Annotated in this window: 23 protein-coding genes; 9 read left to right on the top strand and 14 right to left on the bottom strand. The window is 35.8% G+C overall.

What is annotated here, in order from left to right; translation table 11 throughout:
• Window positions 1-9 precede the first annotated feature (9 nt).
• From ABGT15_RS05585 to ABGT15_RS05570, 4 genes are all read left to right on the top strand, one after another.
• Window positions 10-1,008, top strand: coding sequence for a glycosyltransferase (locus ABGT15_RS05585; protein WP_367230429.1), 999 nt, complete (start codon window positions 10-12; stop codon window positions 1,006-1,008).
• A 2-nt stretch (window positions 1,009-1,010) separates the two neighbouring features.
• The gene (gene coaE / locus ABGT15_RS05580) at window positions 1,011-1,595 is read left to right on the top strand and encodes a dephospho-CoA kinase (protein ID WP_367230428.1); all 585 of its coding nucleotides are present in this window, start codon (window positions 1,011-1,013) and stop codon (window positions 1,593-1,595) included.
• A gap of 71 nt (window positions 1,596-1,666) precedes the next feature.
• Complete coding sequence (locus ABGT15_RS05575; protein ID WP_367230427.1) at window positions 1,667-3,250, top strand: sensor histidine kinase; 1,584 nt, start codon at window positions 1,667-1,669, stop codon at window positions 3,248-3,250.
• A gap of 5 nt (window positions 3,251-3,255) precedes the next feature.
• Window positions 3,256-3,972, top strand: coding sequence for a response regulator transcription factor (locus ABGT15_RS05570; protein ID WP_367230426.1), 717 nt, complete (start codon window positions 3,256-3,258; stop codon window positions 3,970-3,972).
• Between the two features lie 55 nt (window positions 3,973-4,027).
• Here ABGT15_RS05570 and ABGT15_RS05565 read toward each other — a convergent pair whose 3' ends face one another.
• The 10 genes from ABGT15_RS05565 to ABGT15_RS05520 all read right to left on the bottom strand — a co-directional run bounded on the left by ABGT15_RS05565 (window position 4,028) and on the right by ABGT15_RS05520 (window position 13,196).
• Complete coding sequence (locus ABGT15_RS05565; RefSeq protein ID WP_367230425.1) at window positions 4,028-4,759, bottom strand: acyl-[acyl-carrier-protein] thioesterase; 732 nt, start codon at window positions 4,757-4,759, stop codon at window positions 4,028-4,030.
• An 11-nt stretch (window positions 4,760-4,770) separates the two neighbouring features.
• The gene (locus ABGT15_RS05560; protein WP_367230424.1) at window positions 4,771-5,637 is read right to left on the bottom strand and encodes a CDC27 family protein; all 867 of its coding nucleotides are present in this window, start codon (window positions 5,635-5,637) and stop codon (window positions 4,771-4,773) included.
• A 40-nt stretch (window positions 5,638-5,677) separates the two neighbouring features.
• Window positions 5,678-6,604, bottom strand: a complete 927-nt coding sequence (gene miaA, locus ABGT15_RS05555; RefSeq protein WP_367230423.1) for a tRNA (adenosine(37)-N6)-dimethylallyltransferase MiaA — start codon at window positions 6,602-6,604, stop codon at window positions 5,678-5,680.
• Window positions 6,597-7,436 carry an ion transporter gene (locus ABGT15_RS05550; RefSeq protein WP_367230422.1) on the bottom strand — a complete coding sequence of 280 codons (840 nt, stop codon included), beginning with the start codon at window positions 7,434-7,436 and terminating at the stop codon, window positions 6,597-6,599. Before ABGT15_RS05550 ends, miaA begins: the two co-directional genes overlap by 8 nt.
• A 25-nt stretch (window positions 7,437-7,461) precedes the next feature.
• Window positions 7,462-8,823, bottom strand: coding sequence for an exonuclease domain-containing protein (locus ABGT15_RS05545; RefSeq protein WP_367230421.1), 1,362 nt, complete (start codon window positions 8,821-8,823; stop codon window positions 7,462-7,464).
• A gap of 64 nt (window positions 8,824-8,887) precedes the next feature.
• Window positions 8,888-9,529, bottom strand: a complete 642-nt coding sequence (locus tag ABGT15_RS05540; protein ID WP_367230420.1) for a YggS family pyridoxal phosphate-dependent enzyme — start codon at window positions 9,527-9,529, stop codon at window positions 8,888-8,890.
• Window positions 9,529-9,948, bottom strand: coding sequence for a hypothetical protein (locus tag ABGT15_RS05535; RefSeq protein WP_367230419.1), 420 nt, complete (start codon window positions 9,946-9,948; stop codon window positions 9,529-9,531). Before ABGT15_RS05535 ends, ABGT15_RS05540 begins: the two co-directional genes overlap by 1 nt.
• A gap of 45 nt (window positions 9,949-9,993) precedes the next feature.
• Window positions 9,994-11,214: a DUF1015 domain-containing protein gene (locus tag ABGT15_RS05530; RefSeq protein ID WP_367230418.1), complete on the bottom strand. Its 1,221-nt coding sequence runs from the start codon at window positions 11,212-11,214 to the stop codon at window positions 9,994-9,996.
• 83 nt (window positions 11,215-11,297) lie between these two features.
• The gene (locus tag ABGT15_RS05525; RefSeq protein ID WP_367230417.1) at window positions 11,298-12,188 is read right to left on the bottom strand and encodes a 3-hydroxyacyl-CoA dehydrogenase family protein; all 891 of its coding nucleotides are present in this window, start codon (window positions 12,186-12,188) and stop codon (window positions 11,298-11,300) included.
• A 39-nt stretch (window positions 12,189-12,227) separates the two neighbouring features.
• The gene (locus ABGT15_RS05520) at window positions 12,228-13,196 is read right to left on the bottom strand and encodes a Gfo/Idh/MocA family protein (protein WP_367230416.1); all 969 of its coding nucleotides are present in this window, start codon (window positions 13,194-13,196) and stop codon (window positions 12,228-12,230) included.
• 156 nt (window positions 13,197-13,352) lie between these two features.
• Here ABGT15_RS05520 and ABGT15_RS05515 point away from each other — a divergent pair, with 156 nt between their 5' ends.
• On the top strand, window positions 13,353-13,994 hold the full coding sequence (locus ABGT15_RS05515) for a protein-L-isoaspartate(D-aspartate) O-methyltransferase (RefSeq protein WP_367230415.1): 642 nt from the start codon (window positions 13,353-13,355) through the stop codon (window positions 13,992-13,994).
• Here the strand turns inward: ABGT15_RS05515 and smpB are convergent.
• Entirely contained in the window at window positions 13,991-14,443 is a 453-nt protein-coding gene (gene smpB / locus ABGT15_RS05510) for an SsrA-binding protein SmpB (RefSeq protein ID WP_367230414.1), read from the bottom strand. The two genes, ABGT15_RS05515 and smpB, sit on opposite strands and share 4 nt — an antisense overlap.
• A gap of 138 nt (window positions 14,444-14,581) precedes the next feature.
• On the opposite strand from smpB, the gene ABGT15_RS05505 reads away from it, so the two are divergent.
• Window positions 14,582-15,268, top strand: coding sequence for an OmpW/AlkL family protein (locus tag ABGT15_RS05505; protein ID WP_367230413.1), 687 nt, complete (start codon window positions 14,582-14,584; stop codon window positions 15,266-15,268).
• A gap of 46 nt (window positions 15,269-15,314) precedes the next feature.
• On the opposite strand, the gene ABGT15_RS05500 is transcribed toward ABGT15_RS05505, so the two are convergent.
• The gene (locus tag ABGT15_RS05500) at window positions 15,315-15,863 is read right to left on the bottom strand and encodes a GNAT family N-acetyltransferase (RefSeq protein ID WP_367230412.1); all 549 of its coding nucleotides are present in this window, start codon (window positions 15,861-15,863) and stop codon (window positions 15,315-15,317) included.
• 126 nt (window positions 15,864-15,989) lie between these two features.
• Here ABGT15_RS05500 and ABGT15_RS05495 point away from each other — a divergent pair, with 126 nt between their 5' ends.
• From ABGT15_RS05495 to ABGT15_RS05485, 3 genes are all read left to right on the top strand, one after another.
• Window positions 15,990-16,274, top strand: a complete 285-nt coding sequence (locus ABGT15_RS05495; protein WP_367230411.1) for a hypothetical protein — start codon at window positions 15,990-15,992, stop codon at window positions 16,272-16,274.
• Between the two features lie 292 nt (window positions 16,275-16,566).
• On the top strand, window positions 16,567-17,109 hold the full coding sequence (locus tag ABGT15_RS05490; RefSeq protein ID WP_367230410.1) for a hypothetical protein: 543 nt from the start codon (window positions 16,567-16,569) through the stop codon (window positions 17,107-17,109).
• Between the two features lie 215 nt (window positions 17,110-17,324).
• Complete coding sequence (locus ABGT15_RS05485) at window positions 17,325-17,831, top strand: CAP domain-containing protein (RefSeq protein WP_367230409.1); 507 nt, start codon at window positions 17,325-17,327, stop codon at window positions 17,829-17,831.
• 100 nt (window positions 17,832-17,931) lie between these two features.
• Here the strand turns inward: ABGT15_RS05485 and ABGT15_RS05480 are convergent, their stop codons facing one another.
• Window positions 17,932-19,176 carry an MFS transporter gene (locus ABGT15_RS05480; RefSeq protein ID WP_367230408.1) on the bottom strand — a complete coding sequence of 415 codons (1,245 nt, stop codon included), beginning with the start codon at window positions 19,174-19,176 and terminating at the stop codon, window positions 17,932-17,934.
• A gap of 48 nt (window positions 19,177-19,224) precedes the next feature.
• Window positions 19,225-19,662, bottom strand: a complete 438-nt coding sequence (locus tag ABGT15_RS05475) for a GNAT family N-acetyltransferase (protein WP_367230407.1) — start codon at window positions 19,660-19,662, stop codon at window positions 19,225-19,227.
• Window positions 19,663-19,873: the final 211 nt, after the last annotated feature.

Here is a 19,873-nt window from a genome sequence, read left to right as displayed (position 1 = left end):
TTACCGATAATGTATTTTTCGTTTATTATACCGGTTTATAACCGCCCTGATGAAGTAGAGGAACTGTTAAAAAGTTTAGCAGACCAGAATTATCATGAAGATTTTGAAGTTGTTATAATAGAAGACGGCTCCACAATTCCATGTTATGATGTTGTAAAGAAATATGAAGATAAATTATTCATCTCCTATTTCAACAAGCCAAATTCCGGTCCCGGAGATTCCAGAAATTTTGGAATGCGACATGCCATGGGAAGTTATTTTCTGATTCTCGATTCCGATTGTATTCTGCCGGAACATTATTTGGCTTCTGTTGATAAAAACCTGAAAGAGAACTATGTAGACTGTTTCGGTGGTCCGGATAATGCTTTAGATTCTTTTTCATCGGTTCAGAAAGCCATCAACTTCACCATGACTTCATTCATGACTACAGGCGGTGTTCGTGGCGGAACCGAAAAAATCGGGAAGTTTCAACCCAGAAGTTTTAATATGGGCTTGTCTAAAAAGGCCTTTGAAGCCTCTCAAGGTTTTGGAAATATTCATCCCGGAGAAGATCCGGATTTAACAATACGATTATGGAAGCTTGGGTATCAAACCAGACTTTTTCAGGATTCGTATGTATATCATAAACGTAGAATCGATTTCAGTAAGTTTTATAAACAGGTTAATAAATTTGGAAAAGCAAGGCCAATTTTGGACTCCTGGTATCCTAAATACAGTAAAATAACTTTTTGGTTTCCTGCGTTATTTCTTTTTGGATTGTTTGCATCATTAGTTTTATGGGCTTTTGGATTTTCAATTCCGGTAAAGATTTATGCAGCTTATTTTCTTATTTTATTTTGGGTAGGATCAATCGAAACAATGAGTCTTTGGATCGGTTTTTTAGCCGTTTTTGCTGCTTTTTTTCAATTTTTTGGTTACGGATTAGGTTTTGTGTTGTCTTTTATTAAAGTGAGGCTGTTAAAACAAAAACCGGAGACCGCTTTTCCGGAACTTTTCTTTAAAAAGTAATTATGACAAAAATAGTAGGGTTAACAGGAGGAATTGGCAGTGGAAAATCTACTATAGCAAACTATTTCAGTGAAATGGGAGTTCCAGTTTATATTGCGGATGAAGCAGCCAAAGAGATAATGGATTTACCCGAAGTAGTTAAAAAAGTGCAAGCTGTTTTTGAAGAAAATGTTATAGAAAACAAATGTCTTAACCGAAAAAAAATAGCCGAACTTGTTTTTTCATCGCCGGAAAAATTAAAGGCATTGAATAAAATTGTGCATCCTGAGGTAAAAAAACATTTTTTAGAATGGGTACGACAGCATAGTAAGTATCCGTTTGTTATTAAAGAGGCAGCTATTTTATTTGAAAGTGGAACTTACATCGATTGTGATAAAATAATACTAGTTACGGCTCCTGAAGAAATCAGAATTCAAAGAGTCATGAACCGAGATAAAGTAACTGAAAAACAGGTTCTTGATCGTTTAAAAAACCAATGGAACGATGAGAAAAAAATTGCTTTGAGTGATTATATCATCCAAAACATTAATTTAGAAAATGCCAAACAAAAAGCAGAAGAAATTCTTAAAGAATTGAATAATCTGTAAAAACTTAAACAGATGTTAATCTTTGGTTAATGTTTTTAAGGTCTAAATGTTAAAATGTTAATTTTGTTTTGATGAATAAAACGCGTTTCCGAATACTGGTTCTTTTGATGAGCTTATCCTTGTTGGGAATTATTCTGGTTCAGTTGTATTGGATTAATACATCTTACAAGAATAACGAAGAGCAGTTTAAATACCACGTAAAGCAGGTTATTGGTAATGTAGCCAATAAGTTACAGCAACAGGAAACATTTGAATTTATTCAGAAATATAAAAAACTGACTGACAGTATCGGGAAAGCACCTAAACAAAGTGAGCTGAAAGAGTACTTCTATGTGGAGCGCAATCCCAGAACAAATGAGCAAATCATTTACTCGAATACAATCATTCAGGAAGATTATAACGTAAACCGTTCGTTCTTTGATAAAAGTGCTGATTCTGTTAAGCTTAAAAGTTTTGTTTCCAAGCGTAAAACAGAAATTTACAATGGCAAACTGATTGACAATTCAGGAATTAAGAAAAATACAGGACCTGATATGACTATTGAAAAATCAGGGTCATTAGATATTTTAGACAAGGCTATCTTTGAAATTAATTTGAAGGAAATTGTTGCATTGAAATCAATTCAGGAAAGAGTTTCAGTGGAACGACTGGATGCCATGCTTGAAAACGAATTGCGTGAATATGGTGTGAAAACACAATTTGAATTTTCCATTTACAGCAACGGGCTGGCAACGAAAGTGAAATCGGAAGATTTTAATTATGATAAAAATTCAACGTACGAGATTCCTGTTTTTGTGGATAATGATAACGAATCAAAGTACCAATTGATGGTTAGTTTTCCTCATAAAGAAAAGTTTTTGTTTTCTTCTTTGGTTGGAATAACGTTGCTGTCATTGATTTTTACCTTGGTAATTATTGTGGCGTATTTCAGTGCGCTCCACCAATTAATTAAGCAAAAACAGATATCAGAAATCAAAACGGATTTCATCAACAACATGACGCATGAGTTTAAAACGCCCATTGCTACAATAAACCTTGCGCTTGATGCGATTAAGAATCCGAAAATTATTGAAGACAAAGAGAAAATCCAGCGTTACCTGCAAATGATTCGTGATGAAAACAAACGAATGCATGCACAGGTAGAAAATGTACTAAGAATATCAAAATTAGAGCGGAAAGAGCTGGAAATAAGTAAAGAGCCAACAGATGTTCACGATATCGTTGAAGATGCAATTGAGCACGTAAACTTAATTGTAGAAGACAGGGGAGGTGTTATTAAAACAAATCTCAATGCCAAGCGAACAACAATTTTACTCAATGACGTTCATTTTACCAACGTGATTGTAAATATACTGGACAATGCGATAAAGTACTCGCCTGAAAATCCGATTGTTGAAGTCTCCACAGAAAATGTGAAAGATTTCATTCTGATCAAAGTAAAAGATCAGGGAACCGGAATGAGTAAAATTGCCCAAAAGAGAATTTTTGAGAAATTCTACCGCGAGCACACCGGGGATTTGCATAATGTAAAAGGTCACGGTTTAGGGCTTGCCTATGTAAAACGAATTATTGACGACCATAACGGTCAGATTTTTGTAGAAAGTGAAAAAGGGAAGGGTAGTACCTTCACTATAAAGATGCCATTAATAAATTAAGAAATATGGATACAATTAACAAAAAAATCCTGTTAGTAGAAGACGATCCAAACTTTGGAGCTGTTCTGAAAGATTATTTAACTATAAATGATTTTGATGTAACCCTTGCCAAAAACGGAATGGAAGGATTCGAGAAGTTCAAGAAAGACAATTACGATTTGTGTATTCTTGATGTGATGATGCCTTACAAAGACGGATATACTTTAGCAAGAGAGATCCGTGATAAAAATAAAGAAGTGCCTATTATTTTCCTAACGGCTAAATCGATGAAGGAAGATGTATTGAAAGGATATAAAGTAGGAGCAGACGATTATCTGAACAAACCTTTTGATTCTGAAGTATTGCTTATGAAAATCAAAGCGATTATCATGCGTAAAGCTTCTGAAACAAAAACAGATACCACAAAATTTGAGTTTGAAATCGGTAAATTTCATTTAAATTCAAAATTGCGTTTCCTTACATACCCAGGAGATGAGGCAATTAAATTGTCACCAAAGGAAAACGAATTGTTGAAAATGTTAGCGTTGCATGAAAACGATTTAATGCCGCGTGAATTAGCATTAACCAAAATCTGGAGAGATGACAACTACTTTACTTCCAGAAGTATGGATGTGTACATCGCTAAACTTCGTAAATATTTAAAACAAGACGAAGATGTTGAGATTTTAAACATTCACGGGGAAGGTTTCCGTTTGGTAGTAAAAGGAAAAGCCGCAGAATAAATAGTTAAGAATTATATTTTTATTGGTTAAGAAGCTCTGAGAAATCAGGGCTTTTTTATTTTTCCATAACCAAAGCAAAACACACTTTGCCGTCTTTGGTAACCGTAAAGAAATCTTTTTCTTCGTTGGCGTGTACTTCTACGCTTTCAAACAGGTTTAATTCACGTAGAAAATTCATTTCAAGTGCTTTATATTCATTTTTTAGAATATGTTTCGGATGTAAAGTATCCAGACACCATTCCAGATATTTGGTGTTATTCACATGATTGACAATGTCTAAATCGGATAAAACCACTTTGCGTTCCAGAATTTTATCAGCTTCCTGAAGCACATTGATGCGTGAAAACCCTTTACTAGTAGCATGATGCTCCGGAAATTTCTCGAAATGTTCGTGCGCTAAAGCCAACGGTTCCGATTTTCGCAATTGCGTATTGAAAACCGCCCAAAACGTTGTCGCACCGACAATTTTCTTTCCGTTAAGGTGCATTTCAATATTACGGATGGACTTATTGCCTTCTAAGCTTTCAATCCAGGTTTTTACCTCAACTTTATCCTGCCATTTCGGTAAAGAGTCTATTTCCACACGAATTCTGCTCAATACCCATGCCTGATGGTGTTCCTGCATGTCGTTAAAGCTCAAGCCACCCAAAATAGAATGTTCCGCAGCGGTAAGTTGCAGTAAATTGCACAAATCCACATATTTTAAATAGCCATTTGGGGCACATTGGGTAAAATTGATTTCCCATTCGTGTGAATATTTGGAAGTGAAATTAGGTGAAATTGGCATGATATGAGTGGTTAATTAGCGTTAAGGATAGGATATTTTTTTCGTAGTAAATCCATCTTTTTTTTATGCATTTTGTACGGACTCATTCCAATAGCAATTCTTCGTTCATCGATTTTATGAAAATCTTTAATTTGAGTAGAATCAACGTTTTCATAAGCCCCATAAGAATATAAACCCGCGAATCGTAATCTACTGTCGATCATATTGGCTAACAAACTTGGTGGTGCCTGTCCTTTTCGTATAAAATCTTTTAAAACCGGTTTGAAATAGGTGGTGTCTTCAAAATGCATCAGTAAAGCAGTGATTTCTGTTCTTTCTTCAAAGACATGATTGCCGATTAAGGTAGGATTTGGAAAACCATACTCTTTAAAAATTTCTTTGATACGAACTTCATGTAAACTGTCGGTCCGTTTTACGATTTGCCAGTTTACTGGTTTTTGTCTGACAGCCTGATCTTTGTTACATATTTTGATAATTTCTGCGCGCAATTCTTTATTAACGTTTTTCTCAAATTCATTATTGGCTTTTATGGAATAAGTAATCAAGTCTTTCCATTGTGGCTCTTTTTTCAATGTTTCAAAAGAAGAATTGTTTTCGATATAATTCATCTTCATTCCGTAATCTAAATACAATTGCAAATAGAGGATAGCTTCCTTCTTTTTTCCTAATTTCATACAGCATTCCGCCATCATTCTAGGCTCACCAATTGCTGTTTGGTTTAACAGCTTGCAATTCTTTTCGGCTTCCTTAATCAAATTATAGGCTTCTGAGAATTCATCATTTAAATAATGTATTTCTGCCTGATAAATTAGTTGATAGTACGTTTTTGTATAATCGCAGTCACCCGAATCTTTTTTGAAGCCAGTTAATAGTGCCATACAAAATAAAAATGCGGTGATGTATTTAAGTTTCATATGTTTACTTAGAAAATTGTGATTCTGTATATTTTACTATTTCGGAGAAATCGGCTTGATAATCGAACCATTTTGCATCTTCCGTTCGTTTAAACCAGGTAATTTGGCGCTTGGCAAACCGTCTTGTGTTTTTCTTGATTTCTTCCACTGCAAAATCCAAAGTTGTTTTTCCGTCAAAATAATCAAATAATTCTCGATAACCAACTGTTTGTAAGGCATTAAGATTTTTATTAGGATAAACAGATTTTGCTTCATCAAGTAAACCTTCTTTCATCATTAAATCGACACGAAGATTGATCCGTTCGTACATTTTTTCCCTTTCAGCTTCCAAACCGATCACAATAGGAGTAAAATTGCGTTGGTTTTTTCGTAATCCGATAAAGGAAGAATACGGCTTTCCGGTTCCCAAACAAACTTCCACAAAACGTTTCATTCGTTGTGGATTTTGTAATGTCTGCGGGTTTTCAGAAAGTATTTTTTGATAATAAACAGAATCTAATTCCTGTAGTGTATTTTGCAGATAGCCAATCCCTAATTCATCGTATTTTGTATTGATGGCTTCGCGCACGGAAGCGTCAATATCCGGAAAATCATCAAAGCCTTTCAGAACCGCATCGGCATACAAGCCGGAGCCTCCCACCATAATCTGAACATTGTTTTTCTTGAAAAGTTCGTTCAATTTGATAATGGCTTCTGTTTCAAAATCACCAACGGAATAACTGTCAAAAACAGAAATATGTTGAATAAAATGATGTTTGGCAGCACTTAATTCTTCAGTATTCGGTACAGCGGTCCCGATTCTCATTTCTTTAAAGAACTGACGACTGTCGCACGAAATAATCTCACAGCCAAAGTGTTGCGCCAATTTAATGCTCAAAGCCGTTTTTCCGATCGCGGTCGGACCGATGATGGTAATAAGAAAGTTAGTCATTCGTTAGTTTTTCACCGCAATGATAACAAAAGCGGGCTTCTTCATTATAAATTATCGAGGTACACGATGGACAGGTTCTGGTTTTATCGTCCCCAGATTTATTTCTGTTGGCAGCTGCAAATTCTGCGGTTACAATTCCGGTTGGTACTGCAATAATTCCGTAACCCATAATCATGATGCAGGAAGCGATGATTTGTCCAAGTGTGGTAACCGGAGCAATATCGCCATAACCAACTGTCGTTAAAGTAACTATACACCAATATATGCTCACGGGTATGCTGGTAAAACCGCTTTCTTTTCCTTCGATTACATACATTACTGCGCCTAATAAAATCGATACAATCAGCACGAAATAAACGAAAACGATGATTTTTGTCCGGCTGGCTTTAATGGCTAATTTCAATTGGGATTCCTGACCGGTAAAATGCACCAAATTCAATATTCCGAACAAACGCAATAATCGCAATGCTCTGATTACTGATAACATACGAGATCCTGGAATGAAGAAAGAGAGGTACATCGGTAAAATCGAAATCAGATCGACGATTCCGTAAAAACTGAAAATATAGTTCAGTGGTTTTCTATTGCAAATGATTCTCAGGATGTATTCTAAGGTAAAGGAAATCGTGATAATCCATTCGGAAATAATGATAAACGAATGGTATTTAGCATCCAGTTTTTCAACCGATTCGAGCATTACCAAAAGGACACTCAACAGGATTACCGCCAATAAAATTAAATCGAACAACCTTCCGGCAAAAGTATTTGAACCGTAAATGACAATGTACAGTTTTTGACGTATTATATCGTATTTGCTTTTAAGTTCTCTCATCCGGCAGCGAATTATTCAAATTTACTTAAAACTTTACGATTTTATGTACTTTCTTTTTTCGGATGTAGTTTTGGATAATATTGCGTGAATCCCGATTGTTTTGCATCGGAATGATAATGTTTTTAAGAATCTCAATGTTGTTAATCTGATAATTCAAATCGTAGAAGCAATAACCTTTGTAAACACCATTTTCCACTAAAACTGCACTGCGCTCGTCGATGCTTCGTCCACGATCAATAATAACCATGTTTTGGTTGTGTAACTGATTGTTTTCCAGAAAAAAAGTTACGCGTTTATTGTAGTCTTCCGGCGATTCTTTTCCAATACAAGCGCCTAAACATTGATTTAAATCGTACTGAAAACACTCTTTTTTAGTATTGTACAAGCCATTTACTTTCTGGCAAAACTGATGTTCTTCTGTAATTTTATGCAAAAGAGCTTTCCCTTCCTGAAGTGTTGCAAAGGAAGTGATTTCCTTTTTGCGGCCATCGGTTTTATGAAGCTTTAAGGCAAGGTAGCCCTGAGCGTCTTTTTCCGCATACAACGCATAAGGAAAAATGGTTTTGCGTTGTGAACGGTTGTAAATCGGTTTATTGATTTTAATTTCTTCGCTTTCTTTTAACAGTGCAATCAATTCGCTTCCGGTTTCTTCGTAAGTTACCGCAAAAACTTCGTTTTGTATTTTTTTGGCTTTACGTGAAGTTCCCGTAAAATGCTGATTGACACGTTTTTTAATGTTACTGCTTTTACCGATATAGATAATCGTTCCGTCTTCCCGATGAATGTAATATATCCCGGTTTTGGAAGGAACACCATCAATTAAGTCCATCAGTTTTGGTGAAATTCCAGCTTTGATTTCGGTCTTTACATAACTTTTCACGATTTCCTTTTCCAAATCTTTAGAAAGTAGCATTTTGAACAACTTTACTGTTGCCATTGCATCTCCCGAAGCCCGATGACGATCCGCCATTGGGATGCCCAATTCACGAACCAATTTTCCTAAACTGTACGATTTATGTCCGGGCAATAATTTTTTGGAAAGTTCTACGGTACAAAGCGTTGGTTTTTTAAATTCAAAGCCCAAACGACGGAATTCTGTTTGCAAAATGCGATAATCAAACGAAGCGTTATGCGCTACGATTACACAACCTTCCGTAATTTCCACGATACGCTTAGCTACCTCATAGAATTTTGGAGCCGAACGCAACATGGCATTATTAATCCCAGTTAGCTTTACCACAAACGGCTGAATGGGAATTTCAGGATTTACCAAACTGATAAACTGATCCACAACCTCGTGACCGTCAAATTTATAGATGGCTATTTCCGTAATACCTTCTTCGTTGTATTGGCCTCCGGTGGTTTCTATGTCGAGAATTGCGTACATTTTTTGCTGTCGGCTTTTAGTATTTGGCTATTAGCTTTGTTTGTAATTAATTTTCGCTAATTGTTTATTTTCTTCCTCCAAAGATACTACTTCCTATGCGAACCATTGTGCTTCCGCAGTTGATTGCTAACGGATAATCGCCGGACATTCCCATTGAAAGAGTTGTGAAATTTGGATATTTATCGAAAATCTGTTTTAAATGTTTAAATTCTTTTTCAATTTGTTGTTGATTATCTGTAAAAGTAGACATTCCCATTAAGCCTATTACTCGAATGTTTTTCAGGTTTTTAAATGTTTCCGATGACACAATCTCGCTCAGTTCCTTTTCGTCTAAACCGAATTTACTTTCTTCTTCAGCAATATAAACCTGAAGCAAACAGTCAATCACACGATTGTTTTTTAAAGCTTGTTTGTCGATTTCCTGTAACAATTTCAAACTGTCAACCCCATGAATTAAGCTCACGAATGGCGCAATGTATTTTACTTTGTTACTTTGCAAATGCCCAATAAAATGCCACGCGACATTATTGGGTAATTGCGGTTGTTTATCGACTAATTCCTGAACATAATTTTCTCCAAAAATACGATGCCCGGCATTGTAAGCTTCCATCAAATCGCTAACGGGTTTGGTTTTGGAAACGGCTACGAGTGTTACGTGTTTCGGAAGTGTTGAGTTTATCTGTTGAAGGTTTTCTTGTATAGACATTACGAATCAGGTTTAACTAATTGTTTTGAGTGATATAAATTTTGACAATAAAGAAATAAATAGGAATTGATGCAGATGTAAATCAAAACCAGCCAAAAACCTAAAATATTCATAATCCAGCTAGAGCCTCCCCAAGTATGACAAATCAATACAAAAAGAGAGAAAAACGTCAGCCATTTTTTTGGAAGATATTTTCCTGCCAAAACAATGATTCCTATCCATAAAACAGAAATTATGAAAAAACCGGAAACATGATTTTTCATAAAGAGTGCACCGATCGGATTTGCTTCGTTCGCATCTTGCAAATTCCCGCTCCAATAACTTTCCGGTTGATAAACGATAGTAATGGTTATATCAAACAGTGCAGCCCATAACGCAGGTATCAGCATTATGAATCGTTGAGAAATCTTATTTTTCATGATTGCGTGTACTGTATTAACCATTTAATTTTTTCAATCTTTCAATCATAACTCATACACCACTAAACCACTGCGAAATTTAGGTTCAATGTAGGTGCTTTTTGGTGGCATGATTAAATTTTCGTTGGCAATCGATTTGATTTCTTCAATATCAATAGGGTAGAGCATGAAACCTACTTCGTATTCACCATTGTCCACCAATTCTTTAATGGAAGTAATGGATTTTGTACCCGGTATGTATGCAATTCGGTCGTCAGTACGTAAATCTTCAATACCTAAAATTGGTTTCAAAACAGTATCATACAGGATTTGTGCATCCAGTTTCGACAATACATTATCGAATTGAAATTTTTCTTCTTTCAATCGTAACGCATAAAATTCACCATCGAAATACATGCCAAATTCGAATTTGTGTTTTGGTTTCCACAATTCTTGTTTTTTAGTTTTGATAACGTAATTTTCAGCCACTTTTTTAATGAAATCCTCTTTGGAATGACCGTTCAAATCACTGATGATTCGGTTGTATTCGTAGATTTTTACGTTAGAATCCGCGATTAGAAAACTCATAAAGTAATTCAGGTTTTCATTGCCTAAGTGCTTGTCTTCTTCGTACAATAATTCAGAAGATGCCGAACGATGATGCCCATCAGCAATATATAAATCGCCAATGGTTTCAAATTTATGCTTCAGCCAATTGATTTCGTCTTCACTCTCAATGGTCCAAAGTGTATGTTTTTCTTTGTTGGTTGTAGAAAATTCGTAAATCGGTCTTGCCTTTTTTTTGTTTGAAATCCAATGGGTTAAATCGGAATCATCTCTGTAGGTAATCAGAACCGGTTCTGTATTGAAACCAGTCTGATGCAGATAATCTTTGAACAATTCCACACGGTATTGTAACGTATCTTCGTGCTTTTTGATGACATTGTTCTGATAATCTTCTACAGAAGTTCCTGCTAAAATTCCTGTAAAGGTGTGGTTTTTAGACTGGATTTCATAAAGATAGAAAACGGCCTTGTCTTCTTGTATGAGAATGCCGTCTTTTTTGAAATCTTCGTATTTATGGGCAACGGCTCTGAATCTTTTATCAAAACCAATTTTCTGTTGGTTCACATACGCCGGATTCAGGATATGTAAAAACGAAAACGGGTTAAATTCCAGATAGGCAGCAAGTTCCGTCGCTCCGTAATCGTCGTAGGAACGCGAAGTAACAAGACTTACTTTGTCTGCCGTTGGGCGAACTGCTTTGAATGGAATGATTTGAGCCATATTTAAGTTTCTAGTGACTAGTAATTAGTGATTAGCGAGTAATTTTTACTACGAACGACTAATCACTAATTACCAATTACTCTTTATTTTGAAAATTGTTTAGAAACTTTCTCTGCTTTTTTGCTTTCCGAATAATCATAGAAACCTTCTCCGGATTTCACGCCTAATTTACCGGCCATAACCATATTCACTAATAATGGACATGGAGCATATTTAGGGTTTTTGAAACCGTCGTACATTACGTTTAAGATGGATAAACATACGTCAAGACCAATGAAATCTGCTAATTGAAGAGGTCCCATCGGATGTGCCATTCCTAATTTCATGACCGTGTCGATTTCTTCTACACCGGCCACTCCGTTGTATAAGGTTTCGATGGATTCGTTGATCATCGGCATTAGGATTCTGTTGGCCACGAAACCTGGATAATCGTTTACTTCGGTTGGCGTTTTTCCTAATTTTACCGATAAATCCATGATGATTTTAGTAACTTCATCTGTAGTATTGTATCCACGGATGATTTCTACCAATTTCATAATAGGCACGGGATTCATAAAGTGCATTCCGATAACGCGTTCCGGATGAACCACTTGTGCTGCAATCTGAGTGATTGAAATAGAAGACGTGTTCGTTGCTAAGATTACATTATGGTCACAAACTTCACTTAATTGTTTGAAGATGTTCAGTTTTAACGTTACGTTTTCAGTAGCAGCTTCCACCACTAAATCACATCCAACAACACCGTCTTTCACGTCAGTATAAGTAATGATGTTTCCGATGGTTTTGTGTTTATCTTCTTCGGAAATCGTTCCTTTGGCTACCATACGATCAAGGTTGGCAGCAATAGTCGCCATTCCTTTTTCCAAGGCTTTTTCTGAAATATCAATCAATTTTACGGTGAAACCTGATTGTGCAAAAGTGTGAGCAATCCCGTTACCCATGGTTCCTGATCCGATTACAGCTATGTTTTTCATTTTAGTATTGTAAGATTTAATAATTTAAAGATTAAATAATTATTTTTTCTCCATGCAGTCGATAATCTGATAAGCAACACGTAAAGCTTCGGTTGCTTGTTCTAACGTTACCACAGGAGTTGTGTTATTGTTGATGGCATCGGCAAATGTTTCTAATTCGTCTAAGATGGCATTGTTGGGTTCAACATGTGGATTATCGTAATAGATTTGCTTTTTTACGCCTTCCGCATTCTGTAAAATCATGTCGAAATCGCCCGGAACTTCAGGTGCATCTTTCATTTTTACCACTTCGCAAACCTTGTCAAGATAATCAACAGAGATGTAAGCATCTTTCTGGAAGAAACGCGATTTGCGCATGTTCTTCATCGAAATTCGGCTGGAAGTAATGTTGGCCACACAACCGTTTTCAAATTCCAAACGCGCATTGGCAATATCCGGAGAATCACTGATTACCGCAACACCACTGGCATTCACGCTTTTTACTTTCGATTGTACAACGCTTAAAATTGCATCAATGTCATGGATCATCAAATCCAGAACTACAGGAACATCGGTACCGCGTGGGTTGAACTCTGCCAAACGATGCGTTTCGATAAACATCGGATTTTCAATTTTATCCTTCACAGCTTTAAAAGCAGGATTAAATCTTTCTACGTGGCCCACTTGTCCTTTTACGGTGTATTCTTTGGCTAAAGCAATAATTTCTTCGGCTTCTTCAACAGTAGTGGAAATGGGTTTTTCAATAAAAACGTGTTTACCGGATTTGATAGCAACTTTTGCACATTTATAATGAGAAAGCGTAGGAGTAACGATATCAATTACATCCACAGCATGAATTAATTTAGCTATGGTGTCGAATCGTTGGTACCCGAATTCTTTAGCTATTTTTTCGGCATACTCTTGATTTTCATCATAAAAACCTACTAATTCATATTTTTCAGATTGTTGTAGTAATCGCAAATGTATTTTTCCAAGGTGCCCGGCACCCAAAACGCCTACTTTTAGCATAAAAACTATTTTTAACAAATGTAAAATTAAAAATAGTAAATCCCAACTTTTAAAATTCCAAATTCCAAATTAGAAAATGAATGTATTTTTTGGAGTTTTGGATTTGATTTTTGGGATTTTTAAACCTAATTTTACAGAAATAAATATGCCAAAAACGTGAGAGATTTAGCCAAACATCAAGGACTTCGAAATCAGTTGGTAAGCCTTTTGGAAAGAAAAGGAATTACCGATAAAAACGTATTGGAAGCTATCCGAAAGATTCCGCGCCATTTGTTTTTGAATTCGAGTTTTGAAGATTTTGCCTATCAGGACAAACCGTTCCCGATTGGTGCAGGGCAAACTATTTCTCAACCGTATACTGTCGCATTTCAAACCGAATTACTTCAGGTAAAGAAAGACGATAAGGTTCTTGAAATCGGTACGGGGTCGGGTTATCAGACGGCGGTTTTGTGTACGATGGGTGCCAAAGTATATTCCATTGAAAGGCAAAACGAATTGTTTAAAACGACTTCACTTTTGTTACCAAAGCTGCACATCCGACCAAAACATTTAGCTTTTGGAGACGGTTATAAAGGATTGCCGGCATATGCACCGTTTGACAGTATTATTGTTACGGCAGGAGCACCGTTTATACCGCAACCTTTAATGGCACAGCTTAAAATAGGAGGCAGGTTGGTTATTCCTGTTGGGGAAGATGTTCAGGTGATGACGCTTCTTATCCGTAAAAACGAAACCCAATTCGAGAAACACGAATTTGGAGATTTCCGTTTCGTTCCGCTTCTGGAAGATAAAAATTAATGTGATTTTTTAATTCGGTCCAGATCACGCTTGTTGTCGCGGTCTTTGATAGTATCACGTTTGTCGTAGGTTTTTTTACCTCGGCATAAAGCGATGTCTAGTTTCGCCAGACCTTTTTCATTGGTAAACAATCGTAATGGAATGATGGTCAATCCTTTGTTCTGAAGACTTTTTTCAAGGCTCTTTAATTCCCGACGGTTCAAAAGCAATTTGCGTTCGCTTTTGGCTTTGTGATTGTAATGCGTTCCGTATAGGTATTCCTCTATGTGCGAATTGATTACGAAAAGTTCTCCGTTGTGGAATTCGCAAAAACTTTCAGCAATACCGGCTTTTCCCAAACGAATCGATTTGATTTCCGTTCCGGTTAAAACGATTCCAGCCGTGTATTTTTCGAGTATTTCGTAATCGAATTTAGCTCTTTTGTTTAATATGTTGACAGTTTTTTGCATAGGACGACAAATGTATAAACAATTCACGAAAAAGTAAAAACTAAATAATAGGAAAATACTTTTTGGTCTATGATTTTTATCAGTATTTGTGAGGTTTTTGAAGGATACTTTTGAGGTATAATTTAAAATCAAATAAAAATGAAAAGAATAATTTTCGCCTTATTGGTCATGTCGTTTTTCAATATCGGATTTTCGCAAGAGAAAGCAGAAAGTAAATCAGCAGATTTTTCAAGATGGAAAGTACGCATAAGAGGAATCGGAGTAGTACCGAATGAAAGTGCCTCAATCGGGACAATTGGCGGTGATGTGAATATCTCAAACGCTTTGGTACCGGAATTGGATTTCACCTATTATTTTACCAAAAACATCGCAGCCGAATTGATTTTAGGCACTACTCAGCACGATGTTAATACGGTAGGTTCGGATATTTCGGCAATAGGCGGGCCAACTAACTATAATGTTGATTTAGGTTCTGTCAGATTACTGCCTCCAACGCTAACGGTGCAGTATCATTTTAATCAGTCGAACGAGAATGTGTTTAAGCCATACATAGGTGCAGGTGTGAATTATACCATTTTTTATGATGTTAAAGCGGGTGATGTGGTAAAAGATGTTAGTTATGATAATGCTTTCGGTTACGCTGCTCAAGCTGGTTTTGATCTGATGGTAACCGACAAGTTCTTTATCAATGCTGATGTTAAACGATTATTTTTGAAAACAGATGTTACGGTAGATGCTTCAAATCTTGCTCCGGGTTTAAATATTCCTGCTGAAGTGGATATTGATCCATGGATTATCGGAATGGGAGTGGGAATGAAGTTTTAATTAGATAGTTTTTTCGATTTAAAAGTCCGCTGTGAAGCGGACTTTTTTATTTGTTTAAAAGCGAATAGACAAAACTGTCAAGATATTTTCCCTGCCAGTAACAATCTTCTTTAAAATGACCTTCGCGGATAAAACCGTTTTTCTCCAATAGTTTCCAGGATGCAAAATTTTCGGGATCTGTTACAGCTTCAATGGAATGTAATTTCATGTCATTGAAACCGTAGTTAATGATTCTGTCCAAGGCTTCCTGCATGATACCTTTTCCATGAAATGACGAATTTAGCATATAACCGATTTCCGCGCGGTGATTTTCCGGCTGCATTCTGAAATAACCGATATTGCCAATCAGTTTTTTATCTTCCTTTAAGCAGATGGCCCAATTGATGCACTCACAATTTTCCAATAATCCCTGCATGAATTCGATGTGTTTAACGGCGTCATCGAGATTTTTAGGCATTTCACGGGGGATGTACTTCATTATTTCCGGATTGGAACGTAGCATAAACATTTCATTGGCATCATCTTTAACGATTTGACGCAATAGTAAACGTTCGGTTTCTAAAATCGGGAAAGTGGAAAAATCAAAAGTTAGCATGGTAATCAGTTTGTGTAAAATTAATCTTTTTAAGAAAAAAATTAAAAAAATATTTCTAATGCTGTTATTTTTATAAAAATTATTAAATTTATAAGACCAAAAACTAACTAACTAATATTGATTACCATGAAATCAACTTATGAAACAATTGATAAAGAGCTTATTAGCACTTTGATATTTCCGGAAGAAGATGTTTTAGATGATGATAAAGATGCTATTTTACAGCGCAAAAATGATTTAAACCGCGCATTGGCTTTGGGAAATTTAGAGCATTTAAAGATTAAAATTTATTTTGAAGATGATCAATCCAAAAAAATGGTGGATACAACTATCTGGGGTGTAACCGATGAGCGTATCATTTTAAAACAAGGTGTGGTCATTCCTATAAAAAGAATTTACAAAACTGTTTAAGCTGTCACTGACAGCTTTTTTTATAAAGAATACCTTGGTAAAAATATCTTAAGAAATTATAACATTTTATGTGGATAATTTTAACAATCAGGTGTTTTTAAATAAAGTACCTTTATCAAACCATTCAAATCTACTATAGTTCTTATAGTTAAGTCTTTTTTGTCTTTGCGAGTTTTCTAATGCTGGGTTTTATTCTTAGTGCCGATTAGTAACAAAAAGGGGAAGTAAAGGTATGCCTTGTACGTTAGCATTTTACGAGTTCAAAGTCATTCATTAATCAAAATCGAACATTATGAAATCAATAGCAAAACTTTTATTTGTTTTGGGGTTTGCCATAACATCTTACGCCCAAGAGAATACGAAAAATGTTCCCGACAGCGATGAAGCTATGGAAACCAAAAAATTACCCGAAATAGTCATTAAACGTGCAGGTGATGATTTTTCAGTTTATTTGCCGGAATACGAAAGCAAAGATGATAAAATCAGAAATTTGCAGGAAGCGTTTATAGCTTACGAATTGGGTAAAGATTATGAGGGATATGATAATTACCTTGTAACGATGAAAGTTAAAGATGGCTCATTAGTAGCCACTTATAATGAAAAAGGAAAACTAACTCATGTAATTGAAAAGTATGATAATGTGCTTTTACCTATGCCTGTGATTTATAGTGTTTATAAAAATTTCCCAGGCTGGAAAATTGAAAAGGATAAATATCTTTATGCTCAGGAAGATGGCGATATCGTTAAAAAACAGTACAATCTTAAATTATCAAAAGATAAAAAGACTAAAAATGTAGTGTTGACTTCTAAAGGAGATGTAATTAAAGGAATATAAATAAAAAGCAAGTTTTTTAAAACACCCTTTTGGGTGTTTTTTTATGTCTAAAATTCCTAAAAATCATAAAATTCAAATTTGAATGTTAAAATTTAATGTAGTTCGTCGATTTAATTTGCAGTTAATCGAATTTAATGTACATTTGTCTCGTTATCAATTAGTTACAAAAATAAGATTGATAATGAAGCAAGCATTAACATTTAAATTTTTAGTTTATGAAAGTAACAATCATCCGCTCCATTTCGATCATTGGCTTACTACTAACTTTTGCTTCATGTTCTACAGAAAGTAATGAAGAAACCGATTCAGCTGTAAATGACACTTATCTTGTAGACAACAATTATTCATATAGCGACATCGAATTGGAAGTTGCCAGACTAATTAACGATTACCGTGTTAGCCAAGGTTTAAATCCTCTTGAAAAAATCAATCATATTTCCAATGTTTCGGAAGATCACGATCAGTATATGATTGCCAACAATACGTTATCTCACGCCCTTTTTGCCCAAAGAGAAGATAATTTAAAAGCGACTTTAGGCGCAGTAACCGTAGGTGAGAACGTTGCATATAACTATGCAACGGCTCAATCGGTTGTGATGGCCTGGTTGAACAGTGCCTCACACAAATCGAACATTGAAGGGAATTATACACACTTTGGAATTGCCATCCGAGCCAATGCAGAAGGGAAAATGTATTTTACCAACATGTTTATCAGAAAATAATTTTAGTTACAATATATGTGTTTAGTTTCTGGGTTATTTTTAATCCAAAAGAAAAGTCCCGATACTGCATCGGGACTTTTTCATATGGAGTAAGGCTTGTCTATTCTGTAAAGTCTAAATCTCTATTATGGGTTTCTTCTATAGTAAGAGTTGAAAAAATTCCTAAAGCAAAAGCAATAAAACCAACAATAGCAGCAGCTGTAATAACACCGCTGTTTATCTTTAAGCCATCAAAAGCCAAAAGCATGACAGGAACCAATCCACGAACCATGTTAGGAATCGTTGTAGTTGCAGTACTTCTTATATTTGTTCCGAACTGCTCAGATCCGACGGTTACAAACATTGCCCAATATCCGGTTCCCAAACCAAGCCAGGCACAGTAGAAATAGTACATGTTTTCAGACATTTTTCCTGAGAAAAGCAGTAGTAATACACCAATAATAGTGAACAACATCATGTATAAAATGGCTTTTTTTCGGGAATGCAGCCAATGCGAAATAAAACCACTGGCAAAATCTCCGGCTGAAATTCCAACATAAGCCCACATGATGGCTTTACCCGGTGTTATGTTTGTAATACCCATAACCGGCGCAAACTGATTGGCCATCATTGCTAAAATGCCGATACAAAACCAGGTTGGTAGGCCGATGGCGATACATTTCATGTATTTTACAAACCGATCCCAATTAGTAAAGAAAGAAAAGAAGTTTCCTTTTTGAATCGTTTCTGAATCTTTGATGTCGTTATAAATTCCGGATTCCACAACGCTTACCCGAAGTAATAATAACAGTAAGCCTAAACCTCCTCCAATGAAATAGGCGATAGTCCAGTCACCGGCTAATTCAACGGTTAATTGCGCTACTACAGCTCCTAATAAACCAAAACCGGCAACAATAGAAGTTCCGATGGCTCGTAATTGTTTAGGTAAGGATTCTGATACTAAGGTGATTCCAGCTCCTAATTCTCCGGCTAAACCAATTCCCGCGATGAAACGTAACAATGCATAAACATTTGTTTTGTCTTCAAACGGCATTTGTGGTAGAAATCCACAGGCAATATTGGCTATCGAATACACCAGAATAGAGCCAAATAAAACAGAAAGTCTTCCTTTTTTATCACCTAAAACACCCCATAAAATTCCGCCTAATAATAAGCCAACCATCTGATAATTCAGAATTAAAGTTCCGGCAGTGTCGACATCTAAATTCATGTCTTTTAAACTCGGAACACGAACGATTCCGAAAAGCAGTAAATCGTAAATATCTACAAAATAGCCTAAAGCTGCGACAATTACTGGAAAGGAGAAAAGGTGTTTCAGTTTCTCGTTCAGGGTAAAATCTTCCATTTTTGGTTTTTGGTTTGGTGCTCAAAAATAGAAAAAAGATTGATTTTACTAAGAATTTGAAAGATAAACTTCCGGATTAAACAATTCCATGTAGCGTTCCGGTCGTTGAATTTCTTTCCAGCCAAATTGTTTGTACAACTCATGAGCATCGGCAGTGAGCAATATCCAACGGCGCAAACCTTGTAAATCGGGATGGGACATGATTGTTTTCATGAGTTTTTTAGACAAGCCCTTTCCCCGATAGCTACTTAAAATGTAAACATCACCCAAGTAAGCTATTGTAGCATAATCGGTTATTACTCGGGCAAATCCGATTTGTTTATCATTATCGTACACACCAAAACATAAAGAGTTTTCAATTGATGTTTTTACGGTTGTTAACGGAATGTCTTTGCACCAATAGGAATGATTGCTCAAAAAATCGTGAACGGCTATTGCATCGATCTTTGATTTGTCCGTTGAAATTTCATAAAGTTCATTTCCCATTGTAATTGCCTTATAATAAATTAAGTGCAGCTAAAATACAGCTATTTATCTGATGGTTTTGTTTTTGAAGCACGATTTTATGTACGAATCATAACCGTTTAGCCCTGATGGGAGCGGCAACTTGTAAAGCGGACAGCAGGAGCATGGAATCCAAAAAGGTACTGACCGTTCGCTCCCAAAAAAATACCCGACTGATTTTTTTAAAAACCAG

Origin of the sequence: Flavobacterium enshiense (assembly GCF_040750275.1) — a bacterium.
GTDB lineage: Bacteria > Bacteroidota > Bacteroidia > Flavobacteriales > Flavobacteriaceae > Flavobacterium > Flavobacterium enshiense_B.
Note: the sequence above shows the minus strand (reverse complement) of the source record. Positions and strands in the feature narration are given on the sequence as shown.

Bases quoted from the DNA above. Each gene is read 5' to 3' on its own strand.
- ABGT15_RS05585 (WP_367230429.1), top strand. From the start codon at position 10: ATGTATTTTTCGTTTATTATACCGGTTTATAACCGCCCTGATGAAGTA.
- coaE (WP_367230428.1), top strand. From the start codon at position 1,011: ATGACAAAAATAGTAGGGTTAACAGGAGGAATTGGCAGTGGAAAATCT.
- ABGT15_RS05575 (WP_367230427.1), top strand. From the start codon at position 1,667: ATGAATAAAACGCGTTTCCGAATACTGGTTCTTTTGATGAGCTTATCC.
- ABGT15_RS05570 (WP_367230426.1), top strand. From the start codon at position 3,256: ATGGATACAATTAACAAAAAAATCCTGTTAGTAGAAGACGATCCAAAC.
- ABGT15_RS05565 (WP_367230425.1), bottom strand. From the start codon at position 4,759: ATGCCAATTTCACCTAATTTCACTTCCAAATATTCACACGAATGGGAA.
- ABGT15_RS05560 (WP_367230424.1), bottom strand. From the start codon at position 5,637: ATGGCACTATTAACTGGCTTCAAAAAAGATTCGGGTGACTGCGATTAT.
- miaA (WP_367230423.1), bottom strand. From the start codon at position 6,604: ATGACTAACTTTCTTATTACCATCATCGGTCCGACCGCGATCGGAAAA.
- ABGT15_RS05550 (WP_367230422.1), bottom strand. From the start codon at position 7,436: ATGAGAGAACTTAAAAGCAAATACGATATAATACGTCAAAAACTGTAC.
- ABGT15_RS05545 (WP_367230421.1), bottom strand. From the start codon at position 8,823: ATGTACGCAATTCTCGACATAGAAACCACCGGAGGCCAATACAACGAA.
- ABGT15_RS05540 (WP_367230420.1), bottom strand. From the start codon at position 9,529: ATGTCTATACAAGAAAACCTTCAACAGATAAACTCAACACTTCCGAAA.
- ABGT15_RS05535 (WP_367230419.1), bottom strand. From the start codon at position 9,948: ATGAAAAATAAGATTTCTCAACGATTCATAATGCTGATACCTGCGTTA.
- ABGT15_RS05530 (WP_367230418.1), bottom strand. From the start codon at position 11,214: ATGGCTCAAATCATTCCATTCAAAGCAGTTCGCCCAACGGCAGACAAA.
- ABGT15_RS05525 (WP_367230417.1), bottom strand. From the start codon at position 12,188: ATGAAAAACATAGCTGTAATCGGATCAGGAACCATGGGTAACGGGATT.
- ABGT15_RS05520 (WP_367230416.1), bottom strand. From the start codon at position 13,196: ATGCTAAAAGTAGGCGTTTTGGGTGCCGGGCACCTTGGAAAAATACAT.
- smpB (WP_367230414.1), bottom strand. From the start codon at position 14,443: ATGCAAAAAACTGTCAACATATTAAACAAAAGAGCTAAATTCGATTAC.
- ABGT15_RS05505 (WP_367230413.1), top strand. From the start codon at position 14,582: ATGAAAAGAATAATTTTCGCCTTATTGGTCATGTCGTTTTTCAATATC.
- ABGT15_RS05500 (WP_367230412.1), bottom strand. From the start codon at position 15,863: ATGCTAACTTTTGATTTTTCCACTTTCCCGATTTTAGAAACCGAACGT.
- ABGT15_RS05495 (WP_367230411.1), top strand. From the start codon at position 15,990: ATGAAATCAACTTATGAAACAATTGATAAAGAGCTTATTAGCACTTTG.
- ABGT15_RS05490 (WP_367230410.1), top strand. From the start codon at position 16,567: ATGAAATCAATAGCAAAACTTTTATTTGTTTTGGGGTTTGCCATAACA.
- ABGT15_RS05485 (WP_367230409.1), top strand. From the start codon at position 17,325: ATGAAAGTAACAATCATCCGCTCCATTTCGATCATTGGCTTACTACTA.
- ABGT15_RS05480 (WP_367230408.1), bottom strand. From the start codon at position 19,176: ATGGAAGATTTTACCCTGAACGAGAAACTGAAACACCTTTTCTCCTTT.
- ABGT15_RS05475 (WP_367230407.1), bottom strand. From the start codon at position 19,662: ATGGGAAATGAACTTTATGAAATTTCAACGGACAAATCAAAGATCGAT.